Annotated in this window: 17 protein-coding genes; 5 read left to right on the top strand and 12 right to left on the bottom strand. The window is 68.6% G+C overall.

Annotation, left to right across the window (positions count from 1 at the left end; genetic code table 11):
* Positions 1-22: 22 nt before the first annotated feature.
* From C8P69_RS03305 to C8P69_RS03290, 4 genes are all read right to left on the bottom strand, one after another.
* Positions 23-997, bottom strand: a complete 975-nt coding sequence (locus tag C8P69_RS03305) for a beta-ketoacyl-ACP synthase III (RefSeq protein WP_425440735.1) — start codon at positions 995-997, stop codon at positions 23-25.
* Entirely contained in the window at positions 994-2,058 is a 1,065-nt protein-coding gene (plsX, locus tag C8P69_RS03300) for a phosphate acyltransferase PlsX (RefSeq protein WP_108174421.1), read from the bottom strand. Before plsX ends, C8P69_RS03305 begins: the two co-directional genes overlap by 4 nt.
* A gap of 127 nt (positions 2,059-2,185) precedes the next feature.
* On the bottom strand, positions 2,186-2,746 hold the full coding sequence (locus C8P69_RS03295) for a YceD family protein (RefSeq protein ID WP_108174420.1): 561 nt from the start codon (positions 2,744-2,746) through the stop codon (positions 2,186-2,188).
* Positions 2,743-3,282 carry a ubiquinol-cytochrome C chaperone family protein gene (locus tag C8P69_RS03290; RefSeq protein ID WP_108174419.1) on the bottom strand — a complete coding sequence of 180 codons (540 nt, stop codon included), beginning with the start codon at positions 3,280-3,282 and terminating at the stop codon, positions 2,743-2,745. Before C8P69_RS03290 ends, C8P69_RS03295 begins: the two co-directional genes overlap by 4 nt.
* Positions 3,283-3,398: 116 nt before the next feature.
* Here C8P69_RS03290 and C8P69_RS03285 point away from each other — a divergent pair, with 116 nt between their 5' ends.
* A complete protein-coding gene (locus tag C8P69_RS03285) occupies positions 3,399-3,893 on the top strand; it encodes an outer membrane protein assembly factor BamE (RefSeq protein ID WP_108174418.1) in 495 nt (164 codons plus the stop codon).
* A 141-nt stretch (positions 3,894-4,034) separates the two neighbouring features.
* Here C8P69_RS03285 and C8P69_RS03280 read toward each other — a convergent pair whose 3' ends face one another.
* Together C8P69_RS03280 and C8P69_RS03275 are read right to left on the bottom strand one after the other, a co-directional pair.
* The gene (locus C8P69_RS03280) at positions 4,035-6,191 is read right to left on the bottom strand and encodes a sodium-translocating pyrophosphatase (RefSeq protein WP_108174417.1); all 2,157 of its coding nucleotides are present in this window, start codon (positions 6,189-6,191) and stop codon (positions 4,035-4,037) included.
* 230 nt (positions 6,192-6,421) lie between these two features.
* The gene (locus tag C8P69_RS03275) at positions 6,422-7,633 is read right to left on the bottom strand and encodes an MFS transporter (RefSeq protein ID WP_108174416.1); all 1,212 of its coding nucleotides are present in this window, start codon (positions 7,631-7,633) and stop codon (positions 6,422-6,424) included.
* Positions 7,634-7,913: 280 nt separating this feature from the next.
* On the opposite strand from C8P69_RS03275, the gene C8P69_RS03270 reads away from it, so the two are divergent.
* From C8P69_RS03270 to accC, 4 genes are all read left to right on the top strand, one after another.
* Positions 7,914-9,023 (top strand): NADH:flavin oxidoreductase/NADH oxidase, encoded by a 1,110-nt coding sequence (locus tag C8P69_RS03270; protein ID WP_108174415.1) that lies wholly within the window; start codon positions 7,914-7,916, stop codon positions 9,021-9,023.
* A gap of 160 nt (positions 9,024-9,183) precedes the next feature.
* Entirely contained in the window at positions 9,184-9,639 is a 456-nt protein-coding gene (aroQ, locus tag C8P69_RS03265; RefSeq protein WP_108174414.1) for a type II 3-dehydroquinate dehydratase, read from the top strand.
* Between the two features lie 35 nt (positions 9,640-9,674).
* A complete protein-coding gene (accB, locus tag C8P69_RS03260; protein WP_108174413.1) occupies positions 9,675-10,160 on the top strand; it encodes an acetyl-CoA carboxylase biotin carboxyl carrier protein in 486 nt (161 codons plus the stop codon).
* 10 nt (positions 10,161-10,170) lie between these two features.
* On the top strand, positions 10,171-11,532 hold the full coding sequence (gene accC / locus C8P69_RS03255) for an acetyl-CoA carboxylase biotin carboxylase subunit (protein ID WP_108174412.1): 1,362 nt from the start codon (positions 10,171-10,173) through the stop codon (positions 11,530-11,532).
* Between the two features lie 18 nt (positions 11,533-11,550).
* On the opposite strand, the gene C8P69_RS03250 is transcribed toward accC, so the two are convergent.
* The 6 genes from C8P69_RS03250 to C8P69_RS23420 all read right to left on the bottom strand — a co-directional run bounded on the left by C8P69_RS03250 (position 11,551) and on the right by C8P69_RS23420 (position 15,652).
* Positions 11,551-12,210 (bottom strand): HAD-IA family hydrolase, encoded by a 660-nt coding sequence (locus C8P69_RS03250; RefSeq protein WP_108174411.1) that lies wholly within the window; start codon positions 12,208-12,210, stop codon positions 11,551-11,553.
* Positions 12,211-12,270: 60 nt separating this feature from the next.
* Positions 12,271-12,585: a hypothetical protein gene (locus C8P69_RS03245; protein ID WP_108174410.1), complete on the bottom strand. Its 315-nt coding sequence runs from the start codon at positions 12,583-12,585 to the stop codon at positions 12,271-12,273.
* 69 nt (positions 12,586-12,654) lie between these two features.
* Positions 12,655-12,873: a hypothetical protein gene (locus C8P69_RS03240; RefSeq protein ID WP_108174409.1), complete on the bottom strand. Its 219-nt coding sequence runs from the start codon at positions 12,871-12,873 to the stop codon at positions 12,655-12,657.
* On the bottom strand, positions 12,873-14,495 hold the full coding sequence (locus tag C8P69_RS03235; RefSeq protein WP_108174408.1) for an RluA family pseudouridine synthase: 1,623 nt from the start codon (positions 14,493-14,495) through the stop codon (positions 12,873-12,875). The genes C8P69_RS03240 and C8P69_RS03235 overlap by 1 nt, the downstream gene beginning before the upstream one ends.
* Positions 14,492-14,875 carry a fluoride efflux transporter CrcB gene (crcB, locus tag C8P69_RS03230; protein ID WP_108174407.1) on the bottom strand — a complete coding sequence of 128 codons (384 nt, stop codon included), beginning with the start codon at positions 14,873-14,875 and terminating at the stop codon, positions 14,492-14,494. Before crcB ends, C8P69_RS03235 begins: the two co-directional genes overlap by 4 nt.
* Positions 14,876-14,902: 27 nt before the next feature.
* Entirely contained in the window at positions 14,903-15,652 is a 750-nt protein-coding gene (locus C8P69_RS23420; protein WP_146167279.1) for a hypothetical protein, read from the bottom strand.
* Between the last annotated feature and the right edge of the window lie 9 nt (positions 15,653-15,661).

Here is a 15,661-nt window from a genome sequence, read left to right as displayed (position 1 = left end):
CCATTGTTCGCCGGCGGTGGCCCTACCAGCGCACCAGCGCGGAGCCCCAGGTGAAGCCGCCGCCCATGGCCTCGAGCATGACGAGGTGACCGGGCTGGATGCGGCCGTCGCGCACCGCCACGTCGAGGGCGAGCGGGATGGAGGCGGCGGAGGTGTTGCCGTGGCGGTCGACGGTGATGACGACCTTCTCCGGCGCGATCTTCAGCTTCTCGGCCGAGGCGTCGATGATGCGCTTGTTGGCCTGGTGGGGCACGAACCAGTCGAGGTCCGCCGAGCTGGTGCCGGTCGCGGCATAGGCGTCGTTGATGACGTCGGTGATCATGCCCACCGCGTGCTTGAAGACCTCGCGGCCCTCCATGCGCAGGTGGCCGACGGTCTGGGTCAGCGAGGGGCCGCCATCGACATAGAGCTTGGAGCTGTGGCGGCCGTCGGACCGCAGATGCGTGGTGAGAATGCCGCGTCCGCCGGGCCCGTCCGGCTGATCCTGCGCCTCGACGACCACGGCGCCAGCGCCGTCGCCGAACAGCACGCAGGTGGTGCGGTCGGTCCAGTCGAGGATGCGCGAGAAGGTCTCGGCGCCGATCACCAGCGCGCGCTTGTGGCTCCCCGACCGCAGGAACTTGTCGGTGGTGGCCAGGGCGAAGACGAAGCCGGAGCAGACGGCCTGCAGGTCGAAGGCGGCGCCATGGCGGATGCCGAGCTTGTCCTGGATCGTCGTGGCGCTCGCCGGGAAGGTGCGGTCGGGCGTCGAGGTGGCGAGGACGATGAGGTCGATGTCCTGTGCGTCCATGCCGGCGGCGGCCAGCGCATTGCGGGCGGCGGCGAGGCCGAGATCGGAGGTCGTTTCGCCCTCCGCGGCAATGTGCCGCTCGCGGATGCCCGAGCGCTGGACGATCCACTCGTCGGAGGTGTCGACGAGGGTTGAGAGTTCGGCATTGGTCATCACGCGGGCGGGCAGATAGCTGCCCACGCCGCGCACCACGGTGCGCAGGGTCACGATGCGGCCTCGACAGGAGCGGCCGGCGGCACCGGACGCAGGGCGTGATAGGCTTCGAGCATGGAGCGGATCTTCGCCTGGAGATCGTAGCGCGCCATGTCATAGGCGAGGTCGACGGCACTGGCGAAGCCGAGCGCGTCGGTGCCGCCATGGCTCTTGATGACGATGCCGTTGAGGCCAAGGAAGACCGCGCCGTTGCTCTTGCGGGGGTCCATCTTCTCGCGCAGCGTCGCGAAGGCGTTGCGGGCGAGGAGATAGCCGAGCCGGGCGCGCCAGGTGCGCGACATGGCGGAGCGCAGATACTCGCCGATCTGCTTGGCGGTGCCCTCGCCGGTCTTCAGCGCGATATTGCCGGTGAAGCCCTCGGTGACGATGACGTCGGTGACGCCCTTGCCGATATCGTCGCCCTCGACGAAGCCGCGATAGTCGAGCGAGGGCAGGTTCGCCTCGCGCAGGATCTGGCCGGCCTCGCGGATGAATTCGAGGCCCTTGACCTCCTCGACGCCGATATTGAGCAGGCCGACGGTCGGGCGCTCCAGGTCGAAGACGACGCGCGCCATGGCCGCGCCCATCACCGCCATGTCGACGAGGGCCGCGGCATCGGCGCCGATGGAGGCGCCCATGTCGAGCACGATGGATTCGCCGCGCAGCGTCGGCCAGAGCGCGGCGAGCGCCGGGCGCTCGACATAGGCCATGGTCTTCAGGTTGAAGGCGGCCATGGCCATCAGCGCGCCGGTATTGCCGGCGGAGACGGCGGCATCGGCGCGGCCATATTTCACTTCGTCGAGGGCCCGCCACATCGAGGAGACGCGGCGGCCATAGCGCAGCGCCCGCGAGGGCTTGTCGTCCATGCGGATGGCGACGTCGGCATGAACGATGGTGGCGCGCGCCTTGACGCGGGGATTGGCGGCCAGAAGCGGCGTGATCTGCCGCTCGTCGCCCACCAGCACGAATTCGAGGTCCGCGTGACGCGACAGGGCGATCTCCGCGCCCGGCACGACGACGGAGGGGCCGAAATCTCCCCCCATGACGTCGAGGGCCAGCCGTACCTTATCGGACATACGACGTTCCGTTGCGTGGGCCGCCACGGCGCACCGTCGGGAGACGGCACGACCCCGGGGCCGCGGGAGCCGGGACAATAGCGTTTGGGACTGCCTGCACAAGAGGCAGGCGATCCGCGGCGCCTGTTTAGGTCCGGCGCTTCAATTTGGAAAGTCCCGCGAAGGGCGAGCCCTCGCCGAGGCCCTCCGGCTTCTCGAAGACGGCGTCGGGCTTGCGCGGATAGGGATCGACGCCGAGGGCGAGGAATTCCGCGGCGATGGCGGCCGCATCGATCACGCCACCGACAAGCGGGTCATCGGCCGCATGCGACGCGTCGATGGACAGGCCGTCCTCCTCGTCCTCGACCAACTTGGTGGTGATCTTGTCCTCGGGGCGGAAAGTGATCTCCACCTCCTCGTCGATGCGGCTCACCATCGGCTCGAGGGTGACGACGCAGGTCTGGTCGACCTCGGCGGTGACGCGCCCCTCCACCGCCAGGCCATCGCCGCGATAGGGGCGCACGTGGATGTCGAGGTCGAAGGCGCGCAGGCCCGCGACGCCGATCTGCGCGGCAAAGGCCGCACGGTCCGCGTCAGAAAGGTCGCGGCGGCGGACATGCAGCCCGCCCGCCGGCACATCGACCAGCCGCACCGGCCAGCGCGGCAGTTGTGGCGAAGGGGCGCGGGGGCGCCCGGTCTCTCCGGTCATGCCGGCTCTCCGTTGGGCGGCGGCGGGAAGGCGACCTCGCCCGCCAGGAACGATTCGTAGGGGACCGCGGCGAAATGCGCGGCGGTGCGCCGCACATAGGCCGCGAGCTCGCGCGTGTCCGCGCCGGGCGCCGACAGCACATTGCGAGCGAGCGCGTCTTCCAGCCGGCCCGGATCTTCGGCGGCGAGGGCCTCATCATAGGCCTGGATGCGGCCATAGAAGGCTTCGCCCATCTGCCGGATCTTGCGGGGCACCTTGGTGTCGGAGACGCCGACCTCGCGCAGTCCCCGGTCGAAATCGAGGAACAGCCGGTCAAACAGCGCCTGGCCGAGCGCGCGGCGCTCCTCGCTTTCCCCCTTCAGCCGGTGGAGCACGAGGAAGGCGTGGAGCACGACCATCTCGAAGCGCCCCCAGAGCGTGTCGGGCACGCCGCAGGCTGTGAAGAACACGGGTTGGCGAGCCTGCGCCACGATGGTGCCGTAAAGGCTGTCGATGGTCGGCTCGCTCTTCTTCCGCCGAAACAGGCCGAGGATCATCCGGTTTTCCGCCTTCGGGTTGAAATGGTGGCGGACGGGAGTTAAGTCAACGCGCCCCCGTGTCAAGCGAGGGCGTCCGCCAGAGGTGGCGGCCGGTGGGAAAAGGTCGTTCGCGCATGAAGTCCGTTCCGTCTCGTTCCCTGCGGGTGATGGCCGTCGCCGGTGTCGGCACGCTTCTCGCCGCCTGTTCGCAGGGTCCGTCGGTGTCGTCGCTCACGCCGAGCCTGCCAACGCCGACCCAGTTCCGCGTCGGCGAGACCTTCAACCGCGGCTATATCCCCAACGAGGAAGCCCTCGCTCAGGTGAAGGAAGGCAACAGCCAGGATCAGGTGATGATCGCGCTCGGCACGCCGACGACGATCTCCACCATCAATGGCGACGTCTTCTACTACATCTCCGAGAAGCAGACCCGGACCTTCACCTTCCAGACGCCGCAGACGGTGGAGCGCAACGTGCTCGCCGTCTATTTCAACGGCCAGCGCAAGGTGGAGCGCATCGCCAATTACGGGCTTCAGGACGGCAAGGTCTTCGACTTCATCTCGCGCTCGACCGTCACCGGCGGCGAGGAGGCGAACCTGCTCCGCCAGATCATCATGGGTCCGAGGACCTGAGGCAGCCCTGCCCGGCCCTGCCCCCCAAGCCCCGCTCCGGCGGGGCTTTTTCGTGGGGCTTGCCGCGCACCAGCGCCCCGGAATGACAAAGCCCCGCGGGATCGCTCCCGCGGGGCTTTGCCTGTCACGCCGGGGCGCGGCTCAGTGGGCGAGGATCGCCAGGAGCAGCAGGGCCACGATGTTGCAGATCTTGATGGCGGGGTTCACGGCGGGGCCCGCCGTGTCTTTGTAGGGGTCGCCGACGGTGTCGCCGGTCACCGAGGCCTTGTGGGCTTCGGAGCCCTTGAGATGGGTGACGCCGTCCTTGTCGACGAAGCCGTCCTCGAAGCTCTTCTTGGCATTGTCCCAGGCGCCGCCGCCCGAGGTCATCGAGATGGCGACGAAGAGGCCGTTGACGATGACGCCGAGCAGCGAGGCGCCAAGCGCGGCGAAGGCCGAGGCCTTGGAGCCGGAAATGGCGAGCACGGCGAAATAGGCCACCAGCGGCGCAAGGACCGGCAGCAGCGAGGGGATGATCATCTCCTTGATCGCCGCCTTGGTCAGCATGTCCACCGCACGGCCGTAGTCCGGACGGTCGGTGCCGGCCATGATGCCCGGCTTCTCCTTGAACTGGCGGCGGACCTCCTCCACGACCGAGCCGGCGGCGCGGCCGACGGCGGTCATGGCGATGCCGCCGAACAGGTAGGGAATGAGGCCGCCGAAGATCAGGCCGGCGACGACATAGGGGTCCGAGAGGTCGAAGGTGACCGGGCTCATGCCCTTGAAGTAGCCATAGGCGGTGGACCCCGCCTTGTTGGCCTCGGTGATGAAGTAGTTGAGGTCGTAGCTGTAGGCGGCGAAGAGCACCAGGGCGCCGAGGCCGGCCGAGCCGATCGCATAGCCCTTGGTGACGGCCTTGGTGGTGTTGCCGACCGCGTCGAGGGCGTCGGTGGAGTGACGGACCTCCTTGGGCAGGCCCGCCATCTCGGCGATGCCGCCGGCATTGTCGGTGACCGGGCCGAAGGCGTCGAGCGCGACGATCATGCCGGCGAGGCCGAGCATGGTGGTCACCGCGATCGCCGTGCCGAAGAGACCGGCCAGCTGGAAGGTCGAGATGATGCCGCCGACGATCACGATGGCCGGCAGCGCCGTCGATTCCAGCGAGACCGCGAGGCCCTGGATGACGTTGGTGCCGTGGCCGGTGACCGAGGCCTGGGCGATGGAGACGACCGGGCGCTTGCCGGTACCGGTGTAGTACTCGGTGATCCAGACGATCAGGCCGGTGACGGCGAGACCAACCAGGCCGCAGGCGAAGAGCGCCGAGCCGGTGATGGCCTTGCCGCCGACGGTGCCGATCGTGCCCCAGCCGGTGACGAACTGGGTGGCGATGGCGAGGCCGCCGATGGACAGGACGCCGGTGACGATGAGGCCCTTGTAGAGGGCGCCCATGATCGAGTTGTTGGCGCCAAGCTTCACGAAGAAGGTGCCGATGATCGAGGTGATGATGCAGACCGCGCAGATGGCGAGCGGGTAGATCAGCGCCGACTGCAGCGCCGGGGTGCCGGCGAAGAAGATGGCGGCGAGCACCATCGTGGCGACGACGGTCACCGCATATGTCTCGAAGAGGTCGGCGGCCATGCCGGCGCAGTCGCCGACATTGTCGCCCACGTTGTCGGCGATGGTGGCGGGGTTGCGCGGATCATCCTCGGGGATGCCAGCCTCGACCTTGCCGACGAGGTCAGCGCCGACGTCGGCGCCCTTGGTGAAGATGCCACCGCCGAGACGGGCGAAGATGGAGATGAGCGAGGCGCCGAAGCCGAGGGCGACGAGGCCGTCGATCACGGTACGGCTGGTCGGGGCGAGACCACCCGGGCCGGTCAGGGCCCAGAAGTAGACGGCAACGCCGAGGAGGGCGAGGCCGGCGACGAGGAGGCCGGTGACCGCGCCCGCCTTGAAGGCGATGTCGAGGCCGGCGGCCAGCGACTGCGAGGCCGCCTGGGCGGTGCGGACGTTGGCGCGCACCGAGACGTTCATGCCGATGAAGCCGGCGGCGCCCGAAAGGACCGCACCGATGAGGAAGCCGACCGCCACGGCCGTGCCGAGCAGCCAGCCGACGAGAAGCAGGATCACCACGCCGACGATGGCGATGGTCGTGTACTGGCGGCGGAGATAGGCCGCGGCACCCTCGGCCACGGCGCCCGCAATCTCCTGCATGCGCGCCGAACCGGCGTCGGCGGCCATGAGCGATTTCGTCGCCCAGACGCCATAGACCACGGACAACAGTCCGCAGCCGATGATGACCCACAAAGCTGTATTCATCGATGTTTCCTCTGTCCCGTCGGCCCGTGGGGACCGCCGTCCTGCCCTGAAGGGCGGAGTTGGCTGCTCGTCTTGTTTTGAGGCGGGACGGCCAAAAGCCGGGCCCGCCGCGAGTCCGGGCACATTTCTGCCAAAGTCCCTGCGGCGAAGCAACGCGCCCGGGGGCTCCGGACCTCGTCCTTTCGGCAGTTATGCAGGGATTTGGAACGATTAGAGGCCGATGAGCCGGCTCAGGCCGGTACGGGCTGCCGGCGCGCACCCATGACGAGCGCCACGGCCGCGAGCGCGACGATGGGGAAGACCACCCAGTTCACCATGTCCCAGCCATAGGTCGTGACGATCTTGCCCGAGGAGAACGAGCCGATGGCCATGACGCCGAAGACGCAGAAGTCGTTGACCGACTGGACGCGCGTGCGCTCCTCGGGGCGCGCGGTCGCGGCCACCATGGCGCTGGCGCCGATATAGCCGAAGTTCCAGCCGAGCCCGAGCAGCACCAGGGCGGCGTAGAAGTGCGGCACGGTGAGGCCGAGCAGGGCCACCACCGCCGAGAGCGCGGTGAGCACCAGACCCACCGCGACGACGCGCGGCGCGCCATAGCGGGCGATCAGGCTGCCGGTGAAGAAGCTCGGCGCATACATGGCGATGACATGCCACTGGATGCCGTAGGCCGCGTCATCGATCGTGTGGTTGCAGCCGATCATGGCGAGCGGGGCGGCCGTCATGACGAAATTCATGAGCATGTAGGTGGCGGCGCCACAGATGACCGCGGTGACGAAGGCGGGGTTCTTGAAGAACTCGATCGTCGGACGCGACACCGTGCCGGCGGGCGCCGGCTTCGGCTTGGGGATGTCGATGAAGGATAGGATGACGCCGGCGAGCAGCGCCACGACGGCCTGGCCGATATAGGTGCCGGCGAAGAGCACCGGCGGCAGGGCATCCTTGGTCCAGACCACGAGCTGCGGGCCGACCACGCCGGCAATGACGCCGCCGGTCATGACCCAGGAGATCGCCTTGGGCCGGAAGCCGTCGGAGGCGGTGTCGGCGGCCGCGAAACGGTAGCTCTGGGCGGCGGAGGCATAGAAGCCGGCGCAGAAGGTCGCCAGGCAGAAGACGGGGAAGCTCGCCAGCGTGACGCCGAGATAGCCGAAGAGACCGGTGAGCATGCCGGCGAAGGTTGCCAGCTGGTAGGCGGTGCGGCGGCCATAGCGGCGCACCAGCATGCCAACGGGCAGCGAGGCCGCGGCGAGGCCCACGACGAAGATCGAGATCGGCAGCGTCGCCAGCGAACGGACCGGGGCGAGCTGCGCGCCGACAATGGCGCCGGTTGCGAACATGACGGTGGTGTTGGCGCCCGCCAGCGCTGTCGCGACCGCGAGGATGACGGCGTTGCGGCGCGCAAGGCGGTCGCCGATGGCAGCGGCGTCGGAGGTCATGGCGGTCATGGGCATCACGCGGGGCGGGACGATCGCATCGCCCTGCGGAGCATCGCAGGACAGACGATCTCCCGGACGAGCCAGGGAAAGATGATCGTTCTCTAGTGTGATTTTGCCCCACCTGCCATCGGATCGAAGGAGGGAGAGGGCTGCGCCCAGCACATGCGGGAAATGCATGGCCCGTGGCTGCCCATGCGTCACCCTTGGCAGATGAGCCCTGCGCCCCAGCTAGTTGCGGGCGACAGGCCTTTCAGGTCCCCTCGCCGTCCAGCCGCCGCCAGAGACCGTCATGAGCCAGCTTTTTACGCCCTTCGCACTGGGCCCCGTCACCCTGCCGAATCGCATCGTTGTGGCGCCGATGTGCCAGTATTCGGCGGACGATGGCTGCATGAACGACTGGCACCTGCAGCACCTGATGAACCTCGCCATGTCCGGCGCTGGCCTCGTCGTCGTCGAGGCGACGGCGGTGGAGCGGCTCGGTCGCATCACCCATGGCTGCGTCGGCCTTTACAATGACGCCAACGAGCGCGCGCTGAAGCGGGTCCTCGACGCCGCCCGGGCGGTCGCCCTGCCCGGCACGAAGTTCGGCATCCAGATCGGCCATGCCGGCCGCAAGGCTTCCTCCGAGCGCCCCTGGGAGGGCGGTGGTCCGCTGAAGGACAATGCCGACCCCTGGGCGACGGTCGGCCCCTCGGCCATCCCCTTCGATGAGGGCTGGCACATGCCGCGCGAGATGACGGCCCAGGACAAGCTGCGCATCGCCCAGGCCTTCGTCGATGCCGCCAAGCGCGCCGTGCGCCTCGGCTTCGACGCAGTCGAGCTCCACATGGCCCATGGCTATCTCTTGCATTCGGTCATCAGCCCGATCTCCAACACCCGGACCGACGGGTTCGGCGGCAGCCGCGACAACCGCTTCGCCTGGCCGCTCTCCATCGCCGCGGCCGTGAAGGCGGCGCTCCCCGCCCATGTGGCGCTCGGCGCCCGCATCACCGGCCAGGACTGGACCGAGGAGGGCCTGCAGGTCGCCGACGCCGTGGCGCTCGCTGCGGAATTAAAGGGCGCCGTCCTCGATTTCGTCTGCGTCTCGTCGGGCGGCGTCACGCCGCGCATCCGCATCGCCGTGAAGCCGGGCTACCAGGTGCCCTTCGCCCAGGCGGTGAAGGCCGGCAGCGGCATCGCCACCCGCGCGGTCGGCCTCATCAACACGCCGAGCCAGGCCGAGGAGGTCATCACGTCCGGCGCCGCCGACATGGTCGCCATCGGCCGCGGCCTGCTCGACAACCCGCGCTGGGGCTGGCACGCGGCAGAGGAACTCGGCGTCGAGCTGAACTATCCGCCGCAATATGCCCGCGTCGCCAAGAAGGTCTGGCCAGGGGCGGCGCTGGCAAGGCCGGCGTGAGGGCGGCCGGCCCATCCACACCCCTCGCTTTGCTTCCGCCGCCGATCCGCCTATAAGGACCCGCCCGTGACGCGGCTTCCGCCGCGGGGCGCGTGATCGATTCCGGCCCGCCGGCCCGGTCGCGCCACGGACCCTCGACGCGGATCCAAGACCCCGGCGCATGAGCACCGTCCTCATCCTCAACGGCCCGAACCTCAACCTCCTCGGCACGCGCGAACCCGCCATCTACGGCGCGACGACGCTGGCCGATGTCGAGGTCATGTGCCGGGACGAGGCAGCAAAGCACGGGCTCACCGCCGATTTCCGCCAGTCGAACCACGAGGGCGTGCTCGTCGACTGGCTGCACGAGGCCGGCCGCGCCTTCGCCGCCGGCACGCTCAAGGGCGTCGTCTTCAATGCCGGCGCCTATACCCACACCTCGCTCGCCCTCGCCGATGCCGTCCGCGGCACCGGGGTGCCGATGATCGAGGTTCACATCACCAACGTGCATGCGCGCGAGGCCGTGCGGCACCATTCCTTCCTTTCACCCGTCGCGCGCGGCATCATCGTGGGGCTCGGCCCCATGGGATACGCGCTCGCCATCGCCGCCGTCGCGGCGCTTCCGGCCAAGGCGTGAGCGGCCCCCGCCGCGCCGAGCCCCAAGAGGCCACCATGAACAAAGGCAAATCCTCCATCGATACGGCGATGATCCGTGAGCTGGCCCAGGTGCTGGCCGACACGGATCTCACCGAGATCGAGATCGAGCTCGAGGCGCTGAAGATCCGCGTCGCCCGCCAGGTCACCGTCCATGCGACGGTCGCGGCGCCGGTCGCCGCGGCGCCTGCGCCGGCCCCGGTGGCCGCGGCTGCCGCTCCCGCCGCCGTCGCGGCTCCTGCGGCCTCGGGCGATGATCCGCGCAAGCATCCGGGCGCCGTGCCCTCGCCCATGGTCGGCACCGCCTATCGCCGCGCCTCGCCCGACGCCAAGCCCTTCGTCGAGGTCGGCTCGGCCGTGAAAGAAGGCGACCGCATCTGCCTCATCGAGGCGATGAAGACCTTCAATGACATCGTCGCCCCACGCTCCGGCACGGTGACGCGCATCCTGTTCGACGACGGCCGGCCGGTCGAATACGGCGAGCCGCTGATGATCATCGAGTGAGCGCAGCGCCATGTTCAACAAGGTGCTGATCGCCAATCGCGGTGAGATCGCCCTGCGCGTCCTCCGGGCGTGCAAGGAGCTCGGAATCGCGACGGTCGCCGTCCATTCCACGGCAGATGCCGATTCGATGCATGTGAAGCTCGCCGATGAGAGCGTCTGCATCGGCCCGCCCTCGGCCCGCGAGAGCTATCTCAACATCCCCTCGCTGCTTGCGGCCTGCGAGATCACCGGCGCCGAGGCCGTCCATCCCGGCTACGGCTTCCTCTCCGAGAATGCCCGCTTCGCCGAGATCCTCGAGAGCCACGGCATCACCTTCATCGGACCGAAGTCCGAGCACATCCGCATCATGGGCGACAAGATCGAGGCCAAGCGCACGGCGAAGCGCCTGGGCATCCCCACCGTCCCCGGTTCGGAAGGTGGCATCTCCGATGACGAGGAGGCCCGCAAGGTCGCCGCCGAGATCGGTTTCCCCGTCATCATCAAGGCAGCCGCCGGCGGCGGTGGTCGCGGGATGAAGGTCGCCCGCACGGCGGACGAGCTGGAGGTCGCGCTGCAGACCGCCAAGACCGAGGCCAAGGCCGCCTTCGGCGATGACGCGGTCTATATCGAGAAATATCTCGGCAAGCCCCGCCATATCGAGATCCAGATCCTCGGCGACGGCCAGGGCAATGCCATCCATCTCGGCGAGCGCGACTGCTCGCTGCAGCGCCGGCACCAGAAGGTCTGGGAGGAAGGCCCCTCCCCGGTCATCACGCCGGAGCAGCGGGCCGAGATCGGCGGCATCTGCGCCAAGGCCATGGCCGACATGGGATATGTCGGCGCCGGCACGATCGAGTTTCTCTACGAGGACGGGCAGTTCTTCTTCATCGAGATGAACACCCGCATCCAGGTCGAGCATCCGGTGACCGAGATGATCACCGGCGTCGACCTCGTGAACGAGCAGATCAAGATCGCCTCGGGCCAGAAGCTCTCGGTGAAGCAGTCGGACATCGTCATCGAGGGCCATGCCATCGAGTGCCGCGTGAACGCCGAGAATCCGGCGACCTTCCGGCCCTCGCCCGGCAAGCTCAACCTGTTCCACACGCCCGGCGGCATCGGCGTACGCGTCGACAGCCACGCCTACCAGGGCTACACGATCCCGCCGAACTACGACTCGCTGGTCGGCAAGCTGATCGTCCATGGCCGCACCCGAGCCGAGTGCCTGGCGCGCCTGCGCCGCGCCCTCGACGAGTTCGTGGTGGACGGCATCGAGACGACGCTGCCGCTGTTCCGCACCCTCGTGCGCAACCCGTCGATCATCGCCGGCGACTACGACATCCACTGGCTGGAGAAGTTCCTGGCCGGCGAGGCCGCCAAGACTGACAAGGCCTGAGCACGGGCGAGGCCCGCCTCACACGCCCCACAGACGCTTCAGGATCGCCGGGACCTCGCCATAGGTCCTGGCGATCGCGTTTGGGCGGGAGCGCAGGAGCGCCTCCGGCGCATGGTAGCCCCAGGTGACGGCGATGGAGCCGACGCCGGCGGCATGGGCCATGTCGATGTCATAGGTCGTGTCGCCAATCATCACCGTATCCTCGGGCACCGCGCCGACCTCCGCCATCGCCTGCAGGATCATGCCGGGATGGGGCTTCGAGGGCGCGTCGTCGGCGGTCTGGATCGTGGCGAAGCGGTCGATCAGGCCGTGATGGGTCATGACGATGCGCACGCCGCGCTGGGACTTGCCCGTGGCGATGCCGAGGGCCGCCTTCTCCGCCGCCACCCACTCGATCACCTCGCGGCAGCCGGGATAGAGCGGCTCGGCATGGCCGTGCTTCTGCCGCTCGGCATGGAAGGCGCCCTTGTAGGCCTCGATGAGCGCGGGAATGTCGGGGTCCTCGGGGCTCGTCAGCACCGCGAAGGCCTCGAACAGCGACAGGCCGACGATGGACAGCGTCGCCTCGCGGCTCGGCGGCGTGCGGCCGAGCGAGATGAAGGCCGCGTCCATGCAGGCGACGATGAGGTGCTGGCTGTCGACGAGGGTGCCGTCGCAGTCGAAGATGACGAGCTTCACGAAAGGCGCTCCGGGGAACCGGAGCGCCTTGTGGGCCGCCAGGCGCCGAAGATCAACGGGTCAGCCGAAACGGCAGGATCGCACGGCCATGCGGAACTCGGGCGTGCGCGGGATGTAGCCGTGGGCGCGGGCCGACTGGCGGCACTCGACGATGCGGGCAAGATCCGGGCGGCGGGCGCGCAGGCAGTCGAGGACGGCGGCGCGGACGGCGGGTCCGCGATAGCCGCGCGCACGGGCCTCCTGGCGGCATTCGAAGCGCTCGGCGCGCAGTTCGGGATTGCCGCGGCCGGGGCCCGGCCCATAGCCGAAGGGCTGGGCGGCAGCTGGCGCGATGGCGGACAGGGCGAGAAGACCGGCGAGAAGCAGGCGGGTCATGGCATGGGCTCCATCAGGACGATGCGTCCTTGTCGGTCCCGCCCGCTGAACCGCGCCTGAATCGGCTGTTCAGCGGCGCTCGCGCTCCAGCGTCTCGACACGCGCCTCGAGGGCGGAGATGCGGCGTTCGGCAAGGTCATTGGCGCGGCGCAGTTCGCCGACGAGGTCGGCCATGGCCCGGTCGCCGCCCGGCACGGTGCGGATCACCCGACGTGTCACCATGACGATGAGCGCGAGGATGGCGAACAGCGCCGCGGCGGTGACGTAGATCCAGCCCGTCAGGGACATCACTCCTCCGGCGCCTCGACAATGGGATCGTAGCGCGAGACGTCCCAGCCGAGGAGGTTGAAGGTCTGCTCCATGTGCGGCGGCAGCGGCGCCGAGACGTCGATCGTGCCCTTGCCGCGCGGATGCGGCACGACGAGGCGGCGGGCATGCAGGTGCAGCTTGTGCTGGATGCCGCCGGGGATCTCCCAGTTCTCGACGTCGAAATATTTGGGATCGCCGATGATGGGATGGCCGATCTCGGCGGCATGGACGCGCAGCTGGTGGGTGCGGCCCGTCACCGGCTTCATCGACAGCCAGGACAGCTTCTGCGCCATGGTGTCGATGACGGCGTAGTAGCTGACCGCGTGGCTGGCGCCCTTCTCGCCGTGCTTGGCGATGCGCATGAAGCTCTCGTCCTCGCGCTCTTCCTTGGCGAGATAGGTCGAGACGCGGCCCTGGCGCGGCTTCGGCACGCCGGCCACCACCGACCAGTAGATCTTGCGGGCGGCGCGGGTGCGGAAGGTCTTGGCCAGCGCCGCCGCGGCGAAGCGGTTCTTGGCGACGAGCAGGCAGCCCGACGTGTCCTTGTCGAGGCGGTGGACGAGGCGCGGGCGCTGGCCGTCCTCATCGGTCAGCACCGCCAGCATGCCGTCGAGGTGCTTCTTGGTGCCGGAGCCGCCCTGCACCGCAAGGCCAGCCGGCTTCGACAGGACGAGGACGTCGGCGTCCTCATAGAGGGTGATGGAGGCGAGGAAGCCGGCGACATCCTCGCCGACCTTGGCCGACATGGGCCGCGCCTGGTCGAGCTTGAGCGGCGGCACGCGCACCGCCTGGCCGGCCTCGAGGCGGTCCTTGGTCTCGACACGACGGCCGTTCACACGGAGTTCGCCCTTGCGGACGATGCGCTGGATGTAGCTGAAGGACAGCTGCGGGAAGCGCGCCGCGAGGAAACGGTCGACGCGCATGTCCGCCTCGTCATCCGTGACGGTGAGGGTCTGGACGCCGGTCTGCAGGGTCTCGGTGGCCGCAGCCTTTAGTTCGGCGCGGGTCGGGCCTGCCGGAGGCGGCGGCGCTGCGGGACGCTCGCGGCGCGGCGCCGGGCGGTCCTCAGGCGATGCGGACCGGACGGGGCGCTCGGCACGGCTCTCACGCGGGGCGGCGCGGGAGGGGCGATCACTGCGGGTGGGGCGCTCGTCACGGGCGGGACGCGCCGGCCGGCGACTCGGGCGCTCCTCCTCGAAGCCGACCATGTCGAGATCCGCCTCCGGCGACCAGGAGGGCTCGGGCAGGTCCCAGTCGTCGGCGCGGCCGCGGCGCGGCGAGCCATCGAATGAGCGCAGTTCGGACGGATCGGGCCGCTCGCGACGGGCGGGACGCTCACCACGCTCCGGACGGTCGAAACGCGGGCGACGATCATCGCGGCGACCGGCCTCGCCCTCGGGCGCGAGGCCGCGGCGCGGGCGGCGATCAGCCTCCTCGGTGGCGCGCGGCGGGCGCTTGGCAGCGGGGCGGCCCTCCTTGGCGAAGGCCGGCTTGCCGCCCTTCGCGGGCGGACGGCCAGAGCCGGTGCGGGCGGGTCCGCGCGGACCTGACGGCGCCCCCGGCTTCGATCCGCGACCCGGCGGCTTGCCCCTGCCCTTCATGAGAAGCTCCTGATGACGGCAAGGCCGACCGCGACGGCCGCGATCGAGAGAACCACCGAGGCCCCGACATAAAGGGCTGCGCCGGCATAGTCACCCCGCTCCACGAGGGTCATGGCGTCCAGCGAGAAGGCGGAGAAGGTGGTGAAGCCGCCGAGGATGCCGGTGGTGAGGAAGAGACGGAGCTCCTGGCTCCAGGCCATTTCAGCGCGGAAGGCGAGCCATCCCGCGATCAGGCCCATGAGCAGCCCGCCGACGACATTGATGATGAGCGTGCCGATGGGAAAGCCCGGCCCGAAAGCCTTGAGCGACCAGACGTTGACGCCGTGGCGCAGCGAACCGCCGATGCCGGAGCCGAGAAAGACGAGCAGGACCTTGGTCATACGCTGAAATAGCGCAATCCCAAGCTGTCAGTACATCAGGATTTGGACATCACCCGGCAACGCCGCCTGTACCGCATCCGGCCCGATCAAGCCGTTATTGCGAGAAGCAAACTCGGCGCGCACAATCGTCATGATCTTTGTGGCTGCATCGGTGAAATTCGCGTCGCCATACACCTCATACCGCACCCGGATCGATCCAGCGGTCGGGCGCCTCTGCCGCACTTCGGTCAGATCGCTGTTAACTGATGTCACTCTTCGATAAGACCTCGACAGCAAAGCTTGGAGCGCGGCGGCATCCTGTGACCGACCGCTCACGTAAAAGATGCGGACATCAGTCTCAGTGTCACCGGGATTCGGTGGCGGAGGATTGGGGAGATTACCGGCAGCCGCTGCGCGCGTCTCCAGTGCCGTAATTCGGCGCTGCATCTCCGATGTTGCTTCAGCGATGATGTTTCGAAGATCACACTGAGCATTTGGGTTAGAAGATGCACCCAATTCGAGGGCGACATTTGGGCGTCCCTCGCCAAGATTTAAAGTAAATTTTGACAAGGCAGGCAAAAGCAATATTGCTACTGCGACTGCCATGACAATCGCCGTTGGGGTCGCTTTCGACTCTTCAAGTCCTTGAGCGTACTGGTAGGTCGCGATCGCCAATATGGACAGACCAAGAACAGACGATAAAAAGAACAGTCCTTGCGGATAGGAAAGTGCGCACCCCCAACCGGTGCAGGAGCCTGACACTGTACAAATGCTTTCGAGAGCCGATACATCAGCCATGGCGCGCGC

The sequence above is a fragment of the Phreatobacter oligotrophus genome, from assembly GCF_003046185.1.
In the GTDB taxonomy this organism is placed as follows: domain Bacteria; phylum Pseudomonadota; class Alphaproteobacteria; order Rhizobiales; family Phreatobacteraceae; genus Phreatobacter; species Phreatobacter oligotrophus.
This window is presented reverse-complemented; position numbering and strand designations above follow the sequence as displayed.

Bases quoted from the DNA above. Each gene is read 5' to 3' on its own strand.
- plsX (WP_108174421.1), bottom strand. From the start codon at position 2,058: ATGTCCGATAAGGTACGGCTGGCCCTCGACGTCATGGGGGGAGATTTC.
- C8P69_RS03295 (WP_108174420.1), bottom strand. From the start codon at position 2,746: ATGACCGGAGAGACCGGGCGCCCCCGCGCCCCTTCGCCACAACTGCCG.
- C8P69_RS03290 (WP_108174419.1), bottom strand. From the start codon at position 3,282: ATGATCCTCGGCCTGTTTCGGCGGAAGAAGAGCGAGCCGACCATCGAC.
- C8P69_RS03285 (WP_108174418.1), top strand. From the start codon at position 3,399: ATGAAGTCCGTTCCGTCTCGTTCCCTGCGGGTGATGGCCGTCGCCGGT.
- C8P69_RS03280 (WP_108174417.1), bottom strand. From the start codon at position 6,191: ATGAATACAGCTTTGTGGGTCATCATCGGCTGCGGACTGTTGTCCGTG.
- C8P69_RS03275 (WP_108174416.1), bottom strand. From the start codon at position 7,633: ATGACCGCCATGACCTCCGACGCCGCTGCCATCGGCGACCGCCTTGCG.
- C8P69_RS03270 (WP_108174415.1), top strand. From the start codon at position 7,914: ATGAGCCAGCTTTTTACGCCCTTCGCACTGGGCCCCGTCACCCTGCCG.
- aroQ (WP_108174414.1), top strand. From the start codon at position 9,184: ATGAGCACCGTCCTCATCCTCAACGGCCCGAACCTCAACCTCCTCGGC.
- accB (WP_108174413.1), top strand. From the start codon at position 9,675: ATGAACAAAGGCAAATCCTCCATCGATACGGCGATGATCCGTGAGCTG.
- accC (WP_108174412.1), top strand. From the start codon at position 10,171: ATGTTCAACAAGGTGCTGATCGCCAATCGCGGTGAGATCGCCCTGCGC.
- C8P69_RS03245 (WP_108174410.1), bottom strand. From the start codon at position 12,585: ATGACCCGCCTGCTTCTCGCCGGTCTTCTCGCCCTGTCCGCCATCGCG.
- C8P69_RS03240 (WP_108174409.1), bottom strand. From the start codon at position 12,873: ATGTCCCTGACGGGCTGGATCTACGTCACCGCCGCGGCGCTGTTCGCC.
- C8P69_RS03235 (WP_108174408.1), bottom strand. From the start codon at position 14,495: ATGAAGGGCAGGGGCAAGCCGCCGGGTCGCGGATCGAAGCCGGGGGCG.
- crcB (WP_108174407.1), bottom strand. From the start codon at position 14,875: ATGACCAAGGTCCTGCTCGTCTTTCTCGGCTCCGGCATCGGCGGTTCG.
- C8P69_RS23420 (WP_146167279.1), bottom strand. From the start codon at position 15,652: ATGGCTGATGTATCGGCTCTCGAAAGCATTTGTACAGTGTCAGGCTCC.